This window comes from Duganella hordei (assembly GCF_040369125.1).
Taxonomy (GTDB): Bacteria; Pseudomonadota; Gammaproteobacteria; order Burkholderiales; family Burkholderiaceae_D; genus Rugamonas; species Rugamonas hordei.
This window is the reverse complement of record NZ_BPWI01000006.1, coordinates 147,361-167,421: the sequence shown is the minus strand read 5'-3', so window position 1 is coordinate 167,421 and position 20,061 is coordinate 147,361. Positions and strand designations below refer to the sequence as shown.

Annotated in this window: 14 protein-coding genes and 1 tRNA gene; 2 read left to right on the top strand and 13 right to left on the bottom strand. The window is 64.2% G+C overall.

Annotated features, from left to right (window positions below):
- The gene (locus tag ABWW33_RS16090) at positions 1-642 is read left to right on the top strand and encodes a nuclear transport factor 2 family protein (RefSeq protein ID WP_353402834.1); all 642 of its coding nucleotides are present in this window, start codon (positions 1-3) and stop codon (positions 640-642) included.
- A 52-nt stretch (positions 643-694) separates the two neighbouring features.
- On the opposite strand, the gene ABWW33_RS16085 is transcribed toward ABWW33_RS16090, so the two are convergent.
- Both ABWW33_RS16085 and ABWW33_RS16080 read right to left on the bottom strand, forming a co-directional pair.
- Positions 695-770, bottom strand: a tRNA-Asn gene (locus ABWW33_RS16085).
- 122 nt (positions 771-892) lie between these two features.
- The gene (locus tag ABWW33_RS16080) at positions 893-2,095 is read right to left on the bottom strand and encodes an amino acid aminotransferase (RefSeq protein ID WP_176651928.1); all 1,203 of its coding nucleotides are present in this window, start codon (positions 2,093-2,095) and stop codon (positions 893-895) included.
- A 113-nt stretch (positions 2,096-2,208) separates the two neighbouring features.
- Here ABWW33_RS16080 and uvrB point away from each other — a divergent pair, with 113 nt between their 5' ends.
- Complete coding sequence (gene uvrB / locus ABWW33_RS16075) at positions 2,209-4,281, top strand: excinuclease ABC subunit UvrB (RefSeq protein ID WP_218087779.1); 2,073 nt, start codon at positions 2,209-2,211, stop codon at positions 4,279-4,281.
- 4 nt (positions 4,282-4,285) lie between these two features.
- Here uvrB and ABWW33_RS16070 read toward each other — a convergent pair whose 3' ends face one another.
- The 11 genes from ABWW33_RS16070 to ABWW33_RS16020 all read right to left on the bottom strand — a co-directional run bounded on the left by ABWW33_RS16070 (position 4,286) and on the right by ABWW33_RS16020 (position 20,050).
- Positions 4,286-5,227, bottom strand: a complete 942-nt coding sequence (locus tag ABWW33_RS16070) for an alpha/beta hydrolase (protein WP_353402833.1) — start codon at positions 5,225-5,227, stop codon at positions 4,286-4,288.
- Between the two features lie 15 nt (positions 5,228-5,242).
- Positions 5,243-5,875 (bottom strand): SdpI family protein, encoded by a 633-nt coding sequence (locus ABWW33_RS16065; protein ID WP_353402832.1) that lies wholly within the window; start codon positions 5,873-5,875, stop codon positions 5,243-5,245.
- Positions 5,872-6,153: an autorepressor SdpR family transcription factor gene (locus ABWW33_RS16060; RefSeq protein WP_176651931.1), complete on the bottom strand. Its 282-nt coding sequence runs from the start codon at positions 6,151-6,153 to the stop codon at positions 5,872-5,874. Before ABWW33_RS16060 ends, ABWW33_RS16065 begins: the two co-directional genes overlap by 4 nt.
- A gap of 86 nt (positions 6,154-6,239) precedes the next feature.
- Positions 6,240-7,319, bottom strand: a complete 1,080-nt coding sequence (locus tag ABWW33_RS16055) for an ABC transporter ATP-binding protein (protein ID WP_353402831.1) — start codon at positions 7,317-7,319, stop codon at positions 6,240-6,242.
- 13 nt (positions 7,320-7,332) lie between these two features.
- Positions 7,333-11,145, bottom strand: coding sequence for a GH36-type glycosyl hydrolase domain-containing protein (locus tag ABWW33_RS16050; RefSeq protein WP_353402830.1), 3,813 nt, complete (start codon positions 11,143-11,145; stop codon positions 7,333-7,335).
- A gap of 4 nt (positions 11,146-11,149) precedes the next feature.
- Positions 11,150-12,508, bottom strand: coding sequence for a GH1 family beta-glucosidase (locus tag ABWW33_RS16045; protein ID WP_353402829.1), 1,359 nt, complete (start codon positions 12,506-12,508; stop codon positions 11,150-11,152).
- A 25-nt stretch (positions 12,509-12,533) separates the two neighbouring features.
- Positions 12,534-15,671: a discoidin domain-containing protein gene (locus ABWW33_RS16040; protein WP_353402828.1), complete on the bottom strand. Its 3,138-nt coding sequence runs from the start codon at positions 15,669-15,671 to the stop codon at positions 12,534-12,536.
- Positions 15,668-16,498 carry a carbohydrate ABC transporter permease gene (locus ABWW33_RS16035; protein WP_353402827.1) on the bottom strand — a complete coding sequence of 277 codons (831 nt, stop codon included), beginning with the start codon at positions 16,496-16,498 and terminating at the stop codon, positions 15,668-15,670. The genes ABWW33_RS16040 and ABWW33_RS16035 overlap by 4 nt, the downstream gene beginning before the upstream one ends.
- Positions 16,495-17,370 carry a carbohydrate ABC transporter permease gene (locus ABWW33_RS16030; protein WP_176651936.1) on the bottom strand — a complete coding sequence of 292 codons (876 nt, stop codon included), beginning with the start codon at positions 17,368-17,370 and terminating at the stop codon, positions 16,495-16,497. The genes ABWW33_RS16035 and ABWW33_RS16030 overlap by 4 nt, the downstream gene beginning before the upstream one ends.
- Positions 17,367-18,641 (bottom strand): sugar ABC transporter substrate-binding protein, encoded by a 1,275-nt coding sequence (locus ABWW33_RS16025; RefSeq protein WP_353402826.1) that lies wholly within the window; start codon positions 18,639-18,641, stop codon positions 17,367-17,369. Before ABWW33_RS16025 ends, ABWW33_RS16030 begins: the two co-directional genes overlap by 4 nt.
- On the bottom strand, positions 18,638-20,050 hold the full coding sequence (locus tag ABWW33_RS16020) for a glucoamylase family protein (RefSeq protein ID WP_353402974.1): 1,413 nt from the start codon (positions 20,048-20,050) through the stop codon (positions 18,638-18,640). Before ABWW33_RS16020 ends, ABWW33_RS16025 begins: the two co-directional genes overlap by 4 nt.
- Positions 20,051-20,061 lie beyond the last annotated feature (11 nt).

Genomic DNA, 20,061 nt, shown 5'->3' with positions numbered 1-20,061 from the left:
ATGGGATTACCGATCGAGCATAAGACCGTCACTGCCATCGACATTGATACGGCGCAGACCGCCGCAGGCGGCGCCATTCATCGGCGGCTTGAACAACTCATCCATCCCAACCGACCAGTCATCGCAGCCAACTGGCGCTACGGGGATGTCGCTGGGAGAATCTGGTCCACGCCATCCCAACCAAGGACACCGATGAAAAAACTACTGCTCTCCGTCGTCTTGCTCACCAGCCTTATTACACCGCTGCATGCGCAAGAGCAAAAGCCGCTGTATCAGGAGATCGCGGCCATGGACAAGACCCTGTTCGATGCATTCAACCGCCAGGATTTTGAAACGGTGAAGACCGTGTTTTCCCAGGATCTGGAGTTCTTCCACGACATGGGCGGCCTGAGCAACTATGAACAAAACCTGCAAGCCATGCGCAATCTGTTTGCCCAGAACATGTCGCTGCACCGTGAACTGGTGCCCGGCAGCATGCAGGTCTATCCGGTGAAGAATTACGGGGCCATCCAGACCGGCGAACACACCTTCTGCCATGTTGAAAACGGCAAGAACGATTGCGGTACCTTCAAGTTCCTGCACATCTGGAAGCGCAGCGCGGAGGGATGGAAACTGGCGCGCGTGGCCAGCTATGGCCACTGACCCCGCCAATGAAAAAAAGCCTTGTGATTTCTCACAAGGCTTTTCTGTATTCTGGCTCCCCGACCTGGACTCGAACCAGGGACCTGCGGATTAACAGTCCGTCGCTCTACCGACTGAGCTATCAGGGAATAGAGGCAACATTTTATACTGTTTCACCCACTCTATCAAGGTTTCTGACAGAGCAACTTTCCCGGTATTTCCTGTTGCCGCTCAGGTTAAGCTTAGCCGCTCAACCCGAAGAAGCAAGATTTTAGAGCACTTTCGCGATAGCGTCAATCACGATATCGATATTGCGCGAATTCAACGCTGCCACGCAGATGCGGCCGGTGTCGACCGCGTAGATCGACTGCTCGCGCAGTTTCTCGACCTGCGCCTTGGTCAGGCCCGAGTACGAGAACATGCCGACCTGGTCGCGCACGAAGGCGAAATCGTGTGCCGGCGCCTTGGCTTTGAGCTTGGCCACGAAGGCTTCGCGCATTTCCTTGATGCGCACGCGCATGCCGGCCAGTTCGTCTTCCCACAGCTGGCGCAGTTCCGGCGTGGTCAGCACGGTGGCCACCACCTTGCCGCCGTGGACCGGCGGGTTCGAGTAGTTGGTGCGCACGACACGTTTCAATTGCGACATCAGACGGCTCGCCTCTTCGCCGCTCGCGGCGACCACGCTCAGCGCGCCCACGCGCTCGCCGTACAGCGAGAACGACTTCGAGAACGAATTCGACACCAGCAGCGGACCGCCGGCGGCAGCGAAGCGGCGCACCACGGCGCCGTCTTCGGCGATGCCGGCGCCGAAGCCCTGGTAAGCCATGTCCAGGAACGGCACCAGGCCGCCCGAGGTAACGGCGGCGATGACTTCATCCCACTGGGCCGAGGTCAGGTCGGCGCCGGTCGGGTTGTGGCAGCAGGCGTGCAGCAGCACGATGGCGCCGCGCGGCATGGCCTTCAGGTCGGCCAGCATGCCGGCGAAGTTCACGCCGTGGGTGGCTGCGTCGTAGTAGGCGTAGTTGTTGACGGTGAAACCGGCGCTTTCGAACAGCGCGCGGTGGTTTTCCCAGCTAGGGTCGCTGATGTAGACCTGCGAATCCGGCGCGAAGCGCTTCAGGAAGTCGGCGCCGATCTTCAGTGCGCCGGTGCCGCCGATGGCTTGCACGGTGACTGCGCGCTTCTCTTGAATTACGGCGCTGTCGGCACCAAATACCAGCTCTTGCACCGCCTTGTCGTAGGCAGCCAGGCCTTCGATCGGCAGGTAGGTGCGCGGTGCCGGCGTGGCGATCAGGATCTCTTCCGCTTTCTGCACGCACGATAGCAGCGGCACTTTGCCGTTGTCGTCATAATAGACGCCCACGCCCAGGTTGATTTTGGCCGGGTTCTGGTCGGCGTTAAATGCTTCGGTAATACCCAGGATAGGGTCGCGTGGTGCCATGTCGATGGCGCTGAACAAGCTAGGATTCGTCATGATAAGATTGGATTCGATTGGAAGCGGTTCGCAGCGGATGAATGTAGACAGCGCCCCTATAAAAAGTGCTTCAGGCCGCTGGCAGGCCATTATTTTAACAAAGGTCTGACAAGATGGCTGAATTACCCGTACTCGATAACACCGTGGCAACCGTGGTCACCTTCCCGGATTCGCCGTTCAAGCTGCACCAGCCCTTCCCGCCGGCCGGCGACCAGCCCACCGCGATCGACCAGCTGTGCGAGGGCATCGACGACGGCCTGTTCTTCCAGACCCTGCTCGGCGTGACCGGTTCGGGCAAGACCTACACGATGGCCAACGTGATCGCCCGCAAGGGTCGTCCCGCCATCGTCTTCGCGCCCAACAAGACGCTGGCGGCCCAGCTGTATTCGGAATTCCGCGAATTCTTCCCCGAGAACGCGGTCGAATACTTCGTCTCCTACTACGATTACTACCAGCCGGAAGCCTACGTGCCGCAGCGCGACCTGTTCATTGAAAAGGATTCGTCCATCAATGAGCATATCGAGCAGATGCGCCTGTCGTGCACCAAGTCGCTGATGGAGCGGCGCGACGTCATCATCGTCGCCACCGTGTCGGCGATCTACGGTATCGGTAACCCGACCGAATACCACCAGATGATCCTGACGCTGCGCGCCAAGGACCGCGTCTCGCAGCGCGACATCATCGCCCGCCTGATCCAGATGCAGTACACCCGCAACGAAGTGGACTTCGGCCGCGGCACCTTCCGCGTGCGCGGCGACACGCTCGACATCTTCCCGGCCGAGAATGCGGAGCTGGCCGTGCGCCTGGACCTGTTCGACGACGAACTGGAATCGATCCAGCTGTTCGATCCGCTGACCGGCCGCGTCAAGCAGAAGATCCCGCGCTTCACCGTGTATCCGGGTTCGCACTACGTCACGCCGCGTTCGACCGTGCTGCGGGCGATCGAGACCATCAAGCTGGAACTGCGCGAGCGGCTGGAGTTCTTCCGCAAGGAGAACAAGCTGATCGAAGAGCAGCGCCTGGAGCAGCGCACCCGCTTCGACCTGGAGATGATGACCGAGATCGGCTTCACCAAGGGCATCGAGAACTACTCGCGCCACCTGAGCGGCGCCCAGGCCGGCGAACCGCCGCCGACCCTGGTCGACTACCTGCCGAAGGACGCGCTGATGTTCCTCGACGAGTCGCACGTGCTGATCGGCCAGCTGAGCGCCATGTACAACGGCGACCGCTCGCGCAAGACCAACCTGGTGGACTACGGCTTCCGCCTGCCGTCGGCGCTGGACAACCGCCCGCTGAAGTTCGAGGAGTTCGAGCAGAAGATGCGGCAGACGGTGTTCGTCTCCGCCACGCCGGCCGAATACGAGCGCACGCACGCCGACCAGGTGGTCGAGCAGGTAGTGCGGCCGACCGGCCTGGTCGACCCGCTGATCATCGTGCGTCCGGCCAGCTCGCAGGTGGACGACCTGATGTCCGAGATCACGCTGCGCGTGGCCAAGAACGAGCGCGTGCTGGTGACCACGCTGACCAAGCGCATGTCCGAGCAGCTGACCGAATACCTGAGCGACCATGGCATCAAGGTGCGCTACCTGCACAGCGATATCGAAACCGTCGAGCGCGTGGAGCTGCTGCGCGACCTGCGCATCGGCACCTTCGACGTGCTGGTCGGGATCAACCTGCTGCGCGAGGGCCTGGACTTGCCGGAGGTGTCGCTGGTGGCGATTCTCGACGCGGACAAGGAAGGCTTCCTGCGTTCGGAACGCTCGCTGATCCAGACCATCGGCCGCGCCGCGCGTAACCTGAACGGCGTGGCGCTGCTGTACGCCGACCGCATGACCGATTCGATGGAGCGCGCCATCGGCGAGACGGAACGCCGCCGCGCCAAGCAGATCGCCTTCAACGCGGCCAACGGCATCGTGCCGCGCGGCGTGCAGAAGATCATCAAGGACATGATCGACGGCGTCTACAGCCCGCAGGATGCGCGGGAAGTGCTGCAGGTGGCGCAGGAGACGGCCAAGTACGAATCCATGAGCGAGAAGCAGATCAGCAAGGAGATCAAGCGCCTGGAAAAAACCATGCTCGATCACGCCAAGAACCTGGAGTTCGAAAAGGCCGCGCAGGTGCGCGACCAGCTGCATCAGTTGAAGCAGCAGCTGTTCGGCGCACCGGGCTCGGACAATATCGCCTAGGCGTTTATTTCGGCGCGTTGACGAAACCGCTCAACGCGTCGATCAGTTGCGGCGCCACCGGCAGGTCGGGCCGGCTGTAGGATTTCATTTGCGCGGCCGGGTCGTCGCCGACCATTTTCAGCACGTGGTTCATGCCGTCGACGATGACCAGCTTCGCGCGCGGCGCGGCGGCGGCCAATGCCTTGGCGTCCGACACCTGGACCTGGATGTCCGTCGTCCCCTGCAGGATCAGCACCGGCATCTTCAGCGCCGCCACAGCCGCTGCCGGATCGTACTTGAGCAGCGACACCAGATATGGCTGTACCGATGGACGGTACAGGAACATCAACGGCGGCGGCACGTCATCGACCGTCTTGCCGTCCTTGAGCGCGGCCAGCACGCGCTCGCTCTGGTCGAACAGCGGCGGTGGCAGCTTGGGCTTGAGCTGCTCGCGCAGCACTTCATCCACCGGGCGCCCGGCGCCGGAGATCAGCACGCAGGCGTCGGTGGGCGCCTGGCGGCAGGCCACGGACGCGATCAGCGCACCCTCGCTATGCCCTGCCATCACCACACGGGAGAAGCGCGGGTCGGCGCGCAGCTGGCGCACCCACGCCACGGCGTCGCCGATATAGTCATCGAGGCGCACATCCTCTTCCTTCCAGCCCTTCCACGCACTCGATGCGATTCCGCGCTTGTCGTAGCGCACGGAGGCGATGCCGCGCTTGGCCAGCGCCTCCGCCACCATACGCAAGGAGTCGTTGGGTCCGGACAGCATACTGCTGTTGCCGTCGCGGTCCGTGGGACCGGAGCCTGAATGCAGCAGCACCACCGGCACCTTGCCGCTACCGTCCGGTAGCCATTCGGTTCCATACAGCGTGCCGCCGTCCACCTGCAGCGAGACCTGCCGTTCAGCGGCGCCTACAGGCAACGCCAGCATCAACAACGATAACAAGAATCCCAAACGCATACGTAATCTCCAGTGTCAGTGAGTCAATCGTTTATACAGCAGCAGCGAGTAGCCGGCGGACAGCAGTGCCCACGCCAGCATCAACGCCAGCAAGGCCCAGTGCGGAACGCCCAGCCACAGCGCGAGTAGTCCAAGCAGGCCGCTGGCCACCATCAGCTTCGCCGCCAGCCGGTGCGTGGCGTACCATACGCGCTCGCTGGCCAGCGTCCACGGCGTGCGGATGCCCATGAAGAAGTTGCGGCGCACCTTGCCCATCGGGTTGCCGATCAGGATCAGCAGGATGAACACGCCGGCCGGCACCGCCTTCTGCATCGGCACCGCGCCATGCAGCACGGCGGCAAGCACCAGCGCATACACATAGGCCAGCATGCTCACCACCACGCCGCACAGGTAATAGTAAGTCGGCTCGAAACCGCTCATGTCGAAGCGGCGCGGCGAGATACGCGGCAGCAGCGCGCCGCACAAGGCCATCAGCGATATCAGGCCGGGGCCCAGCAGCCACAAGGCTGCGCGTGGCCCATAGCCATTCACAACACCGTCGATATCCCAATGCACCGGAACCCGCTCCGGCAGCATCGGCCAGGCGTACACCGTGGCAGCGCAAGCGGCGGCGACCAGCACAAGGCACAGCAACAGATAGCGTTTCATTTTTTGCTCCCTTTGGCATCGGTCAGGTCCATCACCCAGGACAGCACGTCCTGCAGCACCGTCGTGTTCAAGCCATACCAGATGGTTTGCCCTTCGCGGCGGCGGGTAATCAGGTCGGCATCGGCCAGTACGGCGAAGTGATGCGACATGGTCGGTTTGCTCATGTCGAAATGTGCAGCCAGGTCGCCGGCGGTCATCTCGCCGGGCCGCAGCAGGCGCAGGATCTCGCGCCGCGCCGGATCGGCAATGGCCTTGAAGGCGTTGTTGGATGCGTTCATATTAAGGCAAACATCTAATTAGACAGTCATCTAACTATAGACCTGCAAAAAACGGCGGTCAAGCGATTTCCGCTGCCGCCGCCCTGTTACGTCAGTGCCAGGCCCTGTTCGTCGAACACGTGCCAGCGCGACGGCTCGACGCACACCGCCGCCGTCTGGCCGTTCTGCCAGCGCACCTCCGGATCGATGCGGGCGATGAACTGCGTCGTGCCGCCGTCCGGCGTCAGGTAGACATAGCTGGTATCGCCCAGCAGTTCGGCCGCCAGCACGGTGACGGGGATGCCGTCGCCGGATTTTTCCAGCGCCATGTGCTCGGCGCGCACGCCCAGCGTGACGCGGCTGCCGACAGCCAGGCCGTCCCGCTCAGCCATCTGCACCAGCGCACCGCCGGCAAGCCGGACCGCCATCCCCTGCGGCGCCAGCCGCTCCACCGTGCCGGTGATGAAGTTCATCGCCGGCGAACCGAGAAAACCCGCGACGAACAGGTTGGCCGGACGCTGATACAACTCCAGCGGCGCCCCCACCTGCTCCACCAGTCCACCGCGCAGGACCACGATGCGATCGGCCAGCGTCATCGCCTCCACCTGGTCGTGAGTCACGTAGATCATCGTGCTGCGCAAAGTGCGGTGCAGGTTTTTAAGCTCGATGCGCATCTGCACGCGCAAGGCCGCATCCAGGTTGGACAAGGGCTCGTCGAACAAGAACACCTGCGGCTGCCGCACGATCGCGCGGCCTATCGCCACCCGCTGCCGCTGGCCGCCGGACAGTTCCTTGGGCTTGCGCAGCAACAGCGGTTCGATCCGCAGGACCGCCGCGGCTTGCGTGACCTTGGCGCGTATCTCATCCGGCGGCAGACCGGCCAGCTTCAGCGCGAACGCCATGTTGTCGTACACCGTCATGTGCGGATACAGCGCGTAACTCTGGAACACCATCGCGATGCCGCGCGCGGCCGGCGCCACCTCGGTCATGTCGCGGCCGCCGATCAGCACCGCGCCTTCGTCGCTGTTTTCCAGTCCGCAGATGGTGCGCAGCAGCGTCGACTTGCCGCATCCCGACGGTCCGACAAACACCACGAACTCGCCGTCTGCGATGCTCAGGTCGATGCCGCGCAAAATCTGATGCTGGCCAAACCCCTTGCGGATGCCTTGTATTTCCAGTCCAGCCATGCCATTCCCCCTGTTAGCCCAGCACCAGTTCGACGCGATGCTCGCCGCCGTCGCGCCGCACCGGTATCCGCGCCACGCCGTTTTCAACCGCCAGCGCTACGCCGTCCAGCGAGGCGTCATGAACGGCGCCTGCGCTGCCTTGCGGATTGCGCACCACAATCTCGTAACTACCGCCGCCATCGGGCAAGCGATAGCGGATGCTGAATTCCGGCCAGTCGTCGGGAATACGTGGCGCCAGCACGATGGTGTCGCCGTTCTCGATGCCGAATCCCAGCACCGACTCCAGTCCCACGCGATACATCCAGCCCGACGAGCCGGTGTACCAGGTCCAGCCACCGCGGCCGACGTGCGGCGCTTCGCCATAGATATCGGCGGCGATCACGTACGGCTCGACCTGATAGACCGCCACCGCCGCCGGATCGAGCGCGTGGCTGACAGGGCTCAGCATTTCCAGCAGGTGGGCGGCGCGGTCGCGGCGGCCCGCCTCCGCCATCGCGCGCACCACCCAGCAGGCCGCGTGCGTGTACTGGCCGCCGTTCTCACGCACACCCGCCACGTAGCCTTTGATGTAGCCGGGGTCGTTGGGCGTGTTGACGAAGGCAGGCGTCAGCAGGCATATCAATTTATCCTGTTCCGACACCAGCCGCTGCTCCAGCGCGTCCAGTGCCTGCGCCGCGCGTTGCGGCGGCGCCGCTTCCGAGATGATGGCCCAGGCTTGCGCCAGCGCGTCGATCTGGCATTCGTCGCTGTCCTTCGAGCCGATCACGGCGCCGTTGTCGTAGAACGCGCGGCGGTACCATTCGCCATCCCAGCCCTCGGCGTTGAGCGCGTGGTCCAGATGGTCGTGGTAGGCGCTGTAGCACAACACCCGCGTGGTATCGCCGCGTCTTTCACAGATAGGCAGGAAGTCCTTGATGATGCGGGACAGGAAGAAGCCCATCCACACGCTCTCGCCGCGGCCTTCGCGGCCGACGCGGTTCATGCCGTCGTTCCAGTCGCCGGTGCCCATCAGCGGCAAGCCGTGAGCCCCCTGCGTCAGTGAGCGGTCCAGCGCTCGGCAGCAGTGTTCATAGACGTCGCCGCTGGTGCCGGACAACTCGGGCTTCAGGTAAACCTCGTCCTCGCCGTCCTCCAGCAGCGGCGCGGTCAGGAACGGCTCGACCTCATCGAGCACGCTCCAGTCGCCGGTGGTCTTGATGTAGAACGCCGCCACATATGGCAGCCATAGCAGGTCGTCGGAGAAGCGCGTGCGCAGGCCCTGCTCCATCGGAGCCGTATGCCACCAGTGCAGCACATCGCCTTCGACAAACTGGTGCGCGGCATGGATGCGAATCTGCTGGCGCGTCAGGTCCGGCCGGGCATAGATCATGGCGCTGGAATCCTGCAGCTGGTCGCGATAGCCCAGCGCGCCGCCGGACTGGTAGAACGCCGAACGGCCCCAGATGCGGCAGCTCAGGTTTTGATACGCCAGCCAGCCGTTCTGCATCAGGTCCACCGCCGGCACCGGCGTGGTCACCTGCACCGCGCTGACCGTGTGGCGCCAGAAGGCTGTGATCTCGTCGAACGACTGCTGCACGGCGCCGGGAGCGCGATAGCGCTGCACCAGATCCAGCGCAGCCTGGCGCTCCACGGTTTCGCCGAGCAGGAAGACGCATTCCAGCGTGGCGCCCGGCGCGAGCTCGTGAACCGCCTGGAACGCCGCGCACGGATCGAGACCGGCGCCGGTGACGCCGTCAAGGCGAGGCGCCGCCAGCGCGGCAGGAGCGGCCGGACTGCCATGGCGGCCGATAAATGCGGCGCGGTCGGCGCTGTGATGCACCATGGCGCCGTCGCCGGCCAGCGCGGCGGCAAAGGTCACGCCGTCGGCAAACTGGCCTGCCAGCGGATTCTGCGCCAGCAGGACACCGGATACATCATGCTCGGTAATGACGAAACGGCTGCTGTCGGCCGGCGTGCCGCCCAGCACCAGGCGCTGATAGGAGAACAGCGACAGGCGGCGCACGGCGTCGCCACGGTTGGTCACCCGCACCTGCACGATCTTTACCGGATCGTGGCGCGGCACGAACATCACCGTTTCCTGCTCAAGTCCATGGCTGATGTGATTGAAGCGCGTATAGCCAAAACCATGCGCGGCTTCGTAGCCGGCTGCCGCAGGTGCCGGGCCCGGCAGCGGCGACCAGTATTTTCCGCTGTCCTCGTCGCGCAGGTAGAGCGCTTCGCCGTGCGGATCGCGTATCGGGTCGTTGTACCAGGGTGTCAGGCGATGCACTCGGCTGTTGCGGCTCCACGTGTAGCCGGCCCCGCTCTCGCTGACCAGGAAGCCGAAGCCTTCGTTGGAGATGGCGTTGGTCCAGGCCAGCGGCGGCCGGCGCAAGCCACTCTGGCCATCCCAGTCCATGCGAATCACGTATTCGTCGCCGGCGCCGGAAAAGCCGCCATTGCCGTTAAAGAAGCGCAGCACCGGACGCCCCGGCAAAGTCGAGGGCCCGTCGGGTTGGATCGCGGCCTCCACATGCGGCAGCTTGGCGCCAGCACCGTCCACGTCATCCAACGATGGCAGGCCGCCACGCACAATCAGCAAGGCATTCAATTCGACGCGAGCCAGATCGGCCGGCGCAATATCGTCCGGCTTGACGATATGGACGCCCTCTTGCGACGGCCATACACCGTCGGCATCGAGCAGCAGCACTTGCAACGGCAGGCCGAACGCGGCCCAATAGCGGCGGGCGCGGAGCATCAGTTCGACGCTGGCGTCGGCGGCGCCAAGGCTCCACAGCAGCACCAGCGGGCCGGAAGGTAACACGGGCGAGGCCGGAGCACCGCTGGATTGCGAAGCGCCGGCTTCAATCACCGCGCTGGCGATGGCGGCGGTGGAAGCCGAAACGCGAACCGCCGACTGCCCATACAGCATGGCGCCGGCAAGGCGCTGGCAATATTCAACCTGTGCCGCATCAAGGCCAGTGTGCTGTTGCGCAGCCAGCCCCGCAGCACGCGCCGCCGCGAACAATGGCTGGCCATCCTGCGCCAGCGCCGACGCGAGCGCCAGGGCCTGGTCGCGGCCAGCTGCAGCTCCCAGGACGAAGGAAAGGCGCACCTGCGCGCCAGGCGCCATCGTTACGCTGCGGCGCAGGCTGAACGCGGGGTCCAGCACGTTGCCTGCGGTGCCGGACAATTCCCCCTCCATGCCCTGCGGCGCGCGCAGGTCGCGGCCCCGGCCGACAAAGCGCGTGCGGTCGGTTTCGTAGCCCGATGCGCTGCCGCCGGATGCGGCATGCACCATCCACAGGCCAGCCTCGCCCTCGCCTCGCGGACGACGGCGCGCCAGCAATGCACCGCTGGCGGCGTCGTATTCGGTCTGTACAAACAACTTGGAAAACGCCGGGTGCGACGCCTCGTCAGCCTGGCGATTCAACACCACCTCCAGATAGCTGGTCAATTCGATGCGGCGCGTATGAGCGGACAGATTGCTGAGCAAAATACTCCGCAGTTCTACATCGCGCTGCGGATCGACGGCCACGTCCATGCGTGCCTCGATGTCATGGACGGTCGCGCTCATCCAGCAACTGCCGGCATCGCCGCCTGCGGAGCGCAGCACATCTCCGCCGCCGGGTTGTGCGCCCAGCGACCAATGTTGGCCGCTATCGACGTCGCGCAAGTAGAAGAAATAGCCCTCGCCATCCTCGATGCGATCGCCGTTCCAGCGCGACAGCATACAGTCGCCGACGCGGCTGAAGCCCGTCCCGGCCCCGGTGATGAGAGTGGTGAAACTGCCGTTCGACAGCAGTTGCGCATGACGCGCCGTATTATTTGCGGAAGTGTTGGTCATGGGCTTATACCGGTTGATTCAGACAGACGCCGTTGCTGGCGACGATATCCGCATACAGCAACGCGCTGTCTTTCAAGGTGCGCTGCTGGGTTTCAAAATTGACGTGAATGATGCCGAAACGCTTGGAGAAGCCCAGCGACCATTCCAGGTTATCCAGCAGCGACCACACCATGTAGCCGCGAAGGTCCACGCCCAGTTCCATCGCGGCGTGCAGCGCTCCCATGTTCTTGCGCAGGCAATCGATGCGCAGCGGATCGTGCACGCGGCCACTCTCCGCGTTCGGCGGATCGTAGAAGGCGGAACCGTTCTCCATCACGTACAGCGGCGTATCGCCGTAGCGCTGCTTGAAGTTGACCAGCGTATCGGTCAGCCCCTGCGGGAACACTTCCCAGCCCGTCTCCGTATAGGTGGATTGCGACTGGCGCACTGGCGCCACCTGCAGCGGCCAGTTCGCCGGCTCGTTGCGCACCACGCTGCGGGTGTAGTAGTTGATGCCGACGAAGTCCAGCTTCTGTCCTATCAGTTCGAAGTCCTCCGCCGGCCAGTCCGGCCAGGCATCGCCGAAGACCTCCTTAAGCTCCTGCGGATAACTGCCGAGGAAAATCGGATCAAGATACTGGCGGTTCATGTAGGCGTCCGCACGGCGCGTGGCGTCAATGTCGGCCTGCGACTGGCTGGCCGGATACTTCGGCTCGATATTGACGACGATACCGATCTCGTGTTTTCCCTCTTCGCGGTAGGCCTTGACGGCGCTGCCGTGCGCGCGCATCAGGTTGTGGCTGGCCAGCGCCGCTTCGTGCAAGCTGCGATGACCGGGCGCCAAGGTGCCGTGCAGATAGCCGCCATCGGTCACCACCCACGGTTCGTTGAGCGTGGCCCAGGATTTGACGCGGCCGTCGAAGGCGCGGAACATGATGCGTGCATAGTCGGTGAACCAGTCGGCGATATCCGGATTGAGCCAGCCGCCACGATCGTCCAGCGCCGCCGGCAAGTCCCAGTGATACAGCGTCACCATCGGCTCGATGCCATTGTCCAGCAGCTCGTCGATCAGACGGCTGTAGAAGTCCAGGCCGGCCTGATTGATGGCGCCCCGCCCCTGCGGCAGGATTCGGCTCCAGGATACGCTGAAGCGGTAAGCCTTCAATCCCAGCTTGACCATCAGCGCCACGTCTTCCTTGTAGCGGTTGTAGTGGTCGCAGGCGATATCGCCATGGTCGCCGTCGCGCACATTGCCGGGCACCGCGCAGAAGCGCTGCCAGATGCTGGGGCCCGCACCATCGGCCAGCGGCGAACCTTCGATCTGGTAGGCGGAAGTAGCGCTCCCCCACAGGAAGTTGGCCGGAAATTGAATTGCTTTACTCATGTAAAAATCCCTTTGAATGCGGAAGTTAAAACGGTGCGCCATCGATCTGCAAGACCGCTGGAAGACTGGTAATCGTGATATGGCGGCCCTGCCAGTTCACTGCTTGGCCGTTGAGACGCGCGACGCCCGGCACGCCGGACCACGGCCAGGTGTAAATAACGCCGCCGGGCGGCATGCGCGGCATGGCGTCTACGCGCAGCGTCAGCTTCGTGCCCTGCGCCGCCAGCGAGTAGCTGAGCGGTCCATATGGCGTACGCAGGCCATGCAGGCCGATGCCGGCGCCCGGCAACCAGGCCGTCGGCACGCCCTCACCCAGCAGCAGAGCGTGATCGGCTTCGCGCTCATAAGCGAACGAGTCGAGTGCCGCGCGGATGTAGTCCGACGAGATCCAGCCATGCGGCATGTCGCCGAGGAAGCGCGGCTGGCGGGCATCGCGGCCGACCACTTCAGCCCATTGGTTCCAGGCGCGCGGACGCTGGTCGGCGTAAAAATAGTCCAGCAGCTCCGCCGCACGCTCGCGCCAACCCAGCCGGATGAAGGCGCTGACGTTGCGCAGCTCATAGGGCGTGTAGTCGTCCCAGGCCTTGCTGCCGTCGCGGCGGGCGCGGAAGAAGTCCCAGTATTTTTCGTAGGTCGATTGCAGCAGCGCTGACGGGATGTGCTGCTGTTCGCCGCCGGGCGTCAGCGCGATGGTCGACGAGGTCGGGTCGAAGTCGCCCAACTCCGCCGCGCCGGGCAGGTAGCTGATGCCATGCGCCCTGGTGCTGGCATCCAGCGATGCATACAGGTCGTGGCGGAACTCGTCGCGCTGGGTTGCAAGACGTTGAGCGGCGATGGTGTCGCCCAGCACGGCTGCCATGTCGGCCGCATCCTTGTAGCCGCGCAGAGCCCAGAAATCGTCCCAATAGGAGTGCATCGGTTTTTCGGAGTAGCCTTCATGGCTGATCGATGCGGGCATCAGGCCGAACAACACCGGGCTCGCGGTGCGGCGCTCGGACTGGCGCAGCGTCTCCATGTAACGGGCAGCGGCGTCGATGCGCGGCCAGGCGGCGGCCAGCGCGTCCTTGTCCCGCGTGTAACGATAGAGTTCGGCGGCCAGGAAGATCAACTCTCCGTGGCTATCGTTCTCCGGTACCGGATCGGCGCCGCGCCGGTCGACGCAGCATGGAACTTTACCGTTATCGAACTGGTACGGCGCATACCAGTGCAGGTAATCGGCGGAGATGGACGGCTGGCCCAGGCGCAGCAACGCTTCCGACATCATGGCGCCATCGCGTATCCATGAGCGGCGGTAGGAGCGTGTTCCCGGCTGCAGCGCCGCGCCTTCGCGCGTCATCAGGATGTGAGCCAGGGAAGATCGCAGCGTGTCGGCCATGTGCTGCCCCTGCGGCGGTACGTTCAGCGTGACTTGATTCAGTTTCTCGCGCCATTCGGCGGCGACCTTGTCCTGCTCGCTGGTGCTCCATGCGGCGGTGCGTGGAACGCTCGGCAAGGCGGTACCGGCCATCGGCAGGATGGCGCCCAGCACCACGCTGCCGCGCGGCGGCAAGGTGATCTCGTAGGTCAGCGCGCCGGAGGCCATGCCGGTATCGTCGTGTATCGCCGGCGGATGAGCGGCGCGGTGCGCCGGCTGTGGCAGCAGGCCCGCGTCGAATGCGGCGATCGCTACGCTTGCCGGCGGCTGCAGCGGATAAACCTTGGCATCGTTGTTGACGACAAGCGCTTTGCCATCCCACCGCAGGTCATTGATCGCGCTAAAGCCGCCGGGCGTGTTGAGGAACTGGCGCGGCGCGTTGACCTGGAAGGGCCGCACAGCCAGCACCAACTTCAACTTCTTGCTTGCTGCGGTGAGGTTCGTCAACTCATAGCGCGCCAGCAGTTGCGACGATGCCGGTGTGCCCGCCGCCGCAGCCGTCACGCTCAGTGTCCACGATGGATGGCACCACAGCACCGTCGGTACCGGCAGGTAGCCATCGCGTAGGCTTTGGCTGACTTGAACATCGGCCCAACCAAGCAGCTTGCCGCCATCCTGCACAAAAGGCTCCAGCGAAAAGCCCCCCTGCTTCGCCTCCAGCGCGCCATCCTCGGAGATCAAGGCACTGTGGTCGCCGCCGCCATCGACGCCGACCAGCGTCCAATATGTCTGCTGGCCGGAGAAGCCTCGCGGGTACAGGCCGCGCGGCGCCGTCTGCGCCACCGCCGCGATAAACTGATTCGACGTGGCGCCGAAAGCCAGGTCTTTCAATTCCACCTCGGCCAAGGCGTAGCCGGCGGCGGCGCCGGGACCATCTCGCAACATCAGACGAATATAGCGCGCTTCCGATTCGGGTAACCGCAGCGGATCGTCGCCGCCGTTGCCCACGCTGACGCGGCGGACTATCTGCCATTGCCGGCCATCGGCGGACAACTCGACATCATAGGTTTGCGCATGGCGGCGGCCTTGCCAATGCAGTATCAGTCCGCCGAACTCGCGCTCGACACCGAGATCGATCACCAGTTGTTGAGGCTTGCCGGCAGCGGGCTTGCTAATCCACGCGGTAGACGCGTCGCCGTCCAGGGCCCAACCGGCGCCATGCGATGGCACGGCGCTGGAGGCGCTTGCCTTGGCCGCAGGCCAGACAGCCGGCGCCGGCGGCAACGCGCGTATCGCCAGGTCGCGGACGTAGATCGCGCCGCTGCCACCGCCGCTGCCGGCGCTGACGACGAACTCGATCTTGTCGGCGTGTCTCAGGTTGTGGTCCTTGGCTGGTCCCCAGGCGAACAGTATCTGACGCTTCTTGATGCGCACCAGCTGCCACTGCTTGGGAAAGACATAGTTCTGCTGCTGGAACCACCAGACGTTGTCGCCGCTGGCATCGGTCAACTTGAACTCGAAGTGATTGGCCGGCGCATCGGCACGCACGTAGAACGAGATCTCGTAATTGTCCGGCAGGTCCAGCGGCAGGCTGCGGCGCACGAAGGCGTAGCCTCCCTTGCCGGCAAAGTCGAAGCCCAGGCGCAGTCCGCCATCGGCGGCACTGGCGTGCGACTGCACGCCGTCGGAGGCTTGCGCCTGCCACAGGTCGACGTTGGAAAAATCGTCCAGCGTGCGGACGTTTTCCTGTGCGCCCGCAGCCAGTGCGACGACGGCAAGCAATGCAAGCAATGTGCGTATCGCCTTCATCCCTTGACGCTCCCCACCAGCAAGCCCTGGATGTAGTAGCGCTGCAGGCCGAGGAACAACAGCAGCACCGGCAGGATGGTCAACACCGATCCGGCCATCATCAACTCGTTGTCCTGCACATGCTCTCGCGAGAGCGATGCAAGCGCCACCGGCAGCGTGTACAAGTCCTTGTCGGTCAACACGATCAGCGGCCACATGAAATCGTTCCAGGTGCCGAGGAAGGTGAAGATGCCCAGCGTGACGAGGATAGGCGTCAACAGCGGCAGCACGATGATGCGGAATATCTGGAACTCGCTGGCGCCATCCATGCGCGCCGCCTCCAGCAAGGCGTCCGGTATCGTCAGCGCATACTGGCGCACCAGGAAGATGCCGAAGATACCCGCCATCGCCGGCACCAGCACGGCGCCGTAGCTGTTCACCAGTCCCATGTACTTCAAAAGCAGGAACAGCGGCAGCATCGCCACCTGGCTTGGAATCACCAGCGCGCCCAGCATCACCTTGAAGATGCGGTCGCGGCCCTGGAAGCGCAGCTTGGCGAACGCATAGCCGGCGCTGACATTGAACAGCAGCGACAGCAGCGTGGCCGCGCACGACAGCAGCACACTGTTGAGCAAGTACTGGCCGATGCCGGCATGGCTGAACAACTCGCGGTAATTGTGCAGCGTGGCCGAACGCGGCACCAGCGGCAGCGGGAACGAACTTGATTCGCCCGGCGCCATCAGCGACACCGACAGCATCCACAGCAGCGGGAACAAGGTCAGTATGCCGGCGCCCAGCATCAGGCCATTGAGCAGCAACGCGCGCGGCTTGTTGTGCAAGAGGCTCATACCTCGCCTCCCCTGGCAAAGCGCAGCTGCAGCAGCGTGACGCAGAACATGATCGCGAACAGCACGAAAGCCACCGCCGACGCGGCACCCAGGTTCCACCACTTGAATCCCTGCTCATACATGAAGTACAACACGCTGACCGTGCTTTGCACCGGCCCGCCCTGCGTCATCACATACGGCTCCGCGAACAGCTGGAAGTAGCCGGACATGCTTAAGATGCTGACCATCAGCAGCGTAGGCCCCAGCATCGGCCAGGTGATATAGCGGAACTGCGACCACACGCCGGCACCATCGAGACCAGCCGCCTCGTACAGGTCGTCCGGTATGCTTTGCAGCCCGGCGAGGAAAATGATCATGTTGTAGCCGAAGTTCTTCCACAGCGCGAACAGGATAATCGCCGGCATCGCCCAGTGCGGATCGTTGAGCCAGTCTACCGGCGAGATACCCAGTTCGCCCAGCCCGTAGTTGATCATGCCGTAGCGCGTGTGCAGCAGGTAGCGCCAGATCACCGCCACCGCCACCAGCGAGGTCACTACCGGCGCGAAGAACGCCGTGCGGAACAAGCCCTTGAAGCGCGTCAGCCGCGAATGCAGCAGCAACGCAGCGCCCAATGAAGCCGCAATCGACAGCGGTACGCCGGCCACGACGAAATACAACGTGTTGCCCAGTGCCTGCCAGAACAGCGGCGTTTGCAGCAGCTGGACGTAATTGCGCAGCCCCACGAAGCGCAGGTTGTCCAGGTTGGCCAGCGCGTAGATATCGAAGTCGGTCAGGCTCATGGCCAGTGCGGCCAGCACCGGCAGGAAGAAGAACACGCTGATGACCAGCAGCGCCGGCCCGGCGAAGCACCATGCGGCGCGTTGGGAATTCATCGCCCCTCCTTCCGCGCCAGCATCCAGCGGCGCTTTTCGAGGATGTGATCGGCCTTGGCGTCCAGCTCGGCGGCGGCTTGCGCGACCGTCAGTTCGTTATGCGTCACACGTTCGGCGACCAGCCGCATTTCGGTGGCGATCTGCTCCCACTCCGGTACCTTGGGCGCGGGCTTGACGCGTTCGAGCTGCTGGCCGAAGGCATTGGCATAAGCGTCGTTCGCCAGGCGGGGCAAGGTCCAGTTGCTGCGGCGCGGCGGCAGATCGCCGGTCAATTCGTGGAAGCGCGCCATGGTTTCGGTGCGCGACAGGTATTCGATCAGCTGCCAGGCTTCGCGCTGGTGCTTCGACGCCGCCGCCAGCACCAGGCTGGAACCGCCGGCAATCGACGCGGCGGGGCCGGAAGGGCCGGGCAGGATGGCCGTCATCCAGCTGTCCTGCTGCTCCGCAGGCAGGCGGCGTTTGAACTCGCCCATATTCCACGGACCGGAGATGTAAAAGGAGACATAGCCCATGCCGAATTCATGATAAACATTGGTGATGCGGTTCAAAGGCGCCAGCTTCTGCGCATACATGTCGGCATAAAGCTGCAGGCTGCGCTGGAATCCGGCGCTGCGGAAATTGCCGTAACGACCGCCGTCGCGCAACAACGGTTCGTCCTGCTGCAAGGCCAACGCCAGCAGCGGCTCGAATTCGTCGCTGGGCAGCAGGATGGCGTAGTTGTCCGGACCGACGATGCGCTTGATCGCGCTCATCGCTTTCATCCACTCGGCCCACGTCTGCGGCGGCTTGGCGTAGCCGGCGCGTGCCAGCATGTCGCGGCGGTAGAACATCACCCGCGTATCGACATACCACGGCACGCCCCACAGCTTGCCGTCCACCATGTTGGTGTCCCAGATGCCGGGGAAGTAATCGGACGGCGTTACCAGTTGCGAGGCCGCGACGGGTGCGTCCAGCGACTGCAGCGCGCCGATCGCCTTGAACTCCGGCACCCAGGTATTCCCGAGCTGGAAAATATCCGGCATGACGTCGCCGGCGAAAGCCGTCAGCAGCTTTTCGTGGGCGGCGGTCCACGGCAGCTGCTGCACCTCGACGCGCACGCCGGGATGCGTGCGTTCGAACTCCGACATCAGCGCGGTGACCACCTCGCCTTCGCGCCCCATGGCCCAGAATTTCAGCACCACGCCCTGCTCCTGGCGCGGCGCGCAGGAAGACAGCAGCGTGGCGCCGGCCAGCACCAGCAGAGCCAAGGCGGAGAAGGCGCGTCGCGTCATTTGGCCAGCCAGCCGCCGGTGAAGCCTGCGCGCTCAAGGCCGCGCCGGATCGCCGGATTGCCGCGCATAACGCGCCAGATCAAATCGCTGCGATAGTTTTCCGTCATGGCGATGATCGGTCCCTGGTCGATGCCGAGATAGTCGCTGTCGACCCAGCCCTTGCCCGCCACCACGCGCCCCTGCGACACCTGGATGTCGTAGGTGAAGCTGGGGTTGAATGCATCGAGGAAGCCGTACTGGCCGTAGATGAAATCGCCGTAGCGCTGCTTCATCTCCAGCACGGCGGGAATGACGATCTCCGGCGCGAACGGCAGCGACGCGGCGACCGCGGTCGGCGCCAGCGTGCAGTCGTCGTAGGTCGTCAGGCCGCCGATGCCGCGCGCGGCGTAGGTACGGAACGGCAGTTTCGAGCCGCCGTAGTCCAGCACCTGGTCGACCGGGCCGTCGCTGGCGGTGATGCCCCAGACATTGGCGCCATAGCCCTTGCAGGCCAGCGGATTGGCGATGGCGTACGACTGCTGCGCATAGGTGGCGCGGCGGCTGTTTTCAAAATAGTCGTAGCCGCGCTCGCGCATGTAGGCGTCGCGGATATTGCGGAAGTCTATCCATACATGGCTGTACTGGTGGATGAACATCGACGGGAAGCCCAGGTGTTCCTTGTCGCCCTTGCCTTCCAGGCTTTTGGCGTAGTTGCTGGTCCATGCCTTCCAGGCGTCCGGCTGTACCGGGTGCGACGGCGAGCCAAGCGCCAGCACGTAGATCAGCATCGCCTCGTTGTAACCCTTCCAGTCGTAGCCGATGAAGCCGGACTCGGGATGCCATCCCAGCGCGATGGACGGCTTGCGCGCCTGCGCCCAGGTCCAGTCGACGCGCTCGTAGATTTCCGCGGCCAGCTTGCGGATTTCCTTTTCAGAGGCGTCGTCGCCGTCGAAGTAGGACTGGCAGAACAAGGCGCCGGCCAGGAACAGCGCCGTGTCCACGGTCGACAACTCAACCTTGTCGTTGTAGCGCAGCCCCGTCTTCATGTCGAGGAAGTGATAGAAGAAACCCTTGTGGCCGCTGGTGCCCGTTCCCTTCGCGCCGCCTTGCGGCGCGTTGCGGAAGAAGCGCAGCGTCGTCAGCACGCGGTCGCGCGCCTGCTGGCGCGTGATGTAGCCGCGTTCCACGCCGACCGGGTAGGCGGTCAGGCCGAAGCCGACCGCCGCCACGCTGGAAAACGATGGCGTGGGATAGCGGTCCGGCACCAACCCGTTTGCGGGATTGGCGGTCTCCCAGAAGAAGTTGAAGGTCCGCTGTTCGAGCTGGTCGAACAGCGGCGGCAGCGCCGTGTCGCGAGCGACGGCGGCGCCGTTGCACAGCGCCGCTACCGCGAAGGCAAGGCTGGCAACGGCGCGCGAGGTACGTGGCATCGTCAAGATCG

Excerpts from the sequence above, each read along its gene's own strand:
- ABWW33_RS16090 (WP_353402834.1), top strand. The coding sequence starts at position 1 with ATGGGATTACCGATCGAGCATAAGACCGTCACTGCCATCGACATTGAT.
- ABWW33_RS16080 (WP_176651928.1), bottom strand. The coding sequence starts at position 2,095 with ATGACGAATCCTAGCTTGTTCAGCGCCATCGACATGGCACCACGCGAC.
- uvrB (WP_218087779.1), top strand. The coding sequence starts at position 2,209 with ATGGCTGAATTACCCGTACTCGATAACACCGTGGCAACCGTGGTCACC.
- ABWW33_RS16070 (WP_353402833.1), bottom strand. The coding sequence starts at position 5,227 with ATGCGTTTGGGATTCTTGTTATCGTTGTTGATGCTGGCGTTGCCTGTA.
- ABWW33_RS16065 (WP_353402832.1), bottom strand. The coding sequence starts at position 5,875 with ATGAAACGCTATCTGTTGCTGTGCCTTGTGCTGGTCGCCGCCGCTTGC.
- ABWW33_RS16060 (WP_176651931.1), bottom strand. The coding sequence starts at position 6,153 with ATGAACGCATCCAACAACGCCTTCAAGGCCATTGCCGATCCGGCGCGG.
- ABWW33_RS16055 (WP_353402831.1), bottom strand. The coding sequence starts at position 7,319 with ATGGCTGGACTGGAAATACAAGGCATCCGCAAGGGGTTTGGCCAGCAT.
- ABWW33_RS16050 (WP_353402830.1), bottom strand. The coding sequence starts at position 11,145 with ATGACCAACACTTCCGCAAATAATACGGCGCGTCATGCGCAACTGCTG.
- ABWW33_RS16045 (WP_353402829.1), bottom strand. The coding sequence starts at position 12,508 with ATGAGTAAAGCAATTCAATTTCCGGCCAACTTCCTGTGGGGGAGCGCT.
- ABWW33_RS16040 (WP_353402828.1), bottom strand. The coding sequence starts at position 15,671 with ATGAAGGCGATACGCACATTGCTTGCATTGCTTGCCGTCGTCGCACTG.
- ABWW33_RS16035 (WP_353402827.1), bottom strand. The coding sequence starts at position 16,498 with ATGAGCCTCTTGCACAACAAGCCGCGCGCGTTGCTGCTCAATGGCCTG.
- ABWW33_RS16030 (WP_176651936.1), bottom strand. The coding sequence starts at position 17,370 with ATGAATTCCCAACGCGCCGCATGGTGCTTCGCCGGGCCGGCGCTGCTG.
- ABWW33_RS16025 (WP_353402826.1), bottom strand. The coding sequence starts at position 18,641 with ATGACGCGACGCGCCTTCTCCGCCTTGGCTCTGCTGGTGCTGGCCGGC.
- ABWW33_RS16020 (WP_353402974.1), bottom strand. The coding sequence starts at position 20,050 with ATGCCACGTACCTCGCGCGCCGTTGCCAGCCTTGCCTTCGCGGTAGCG.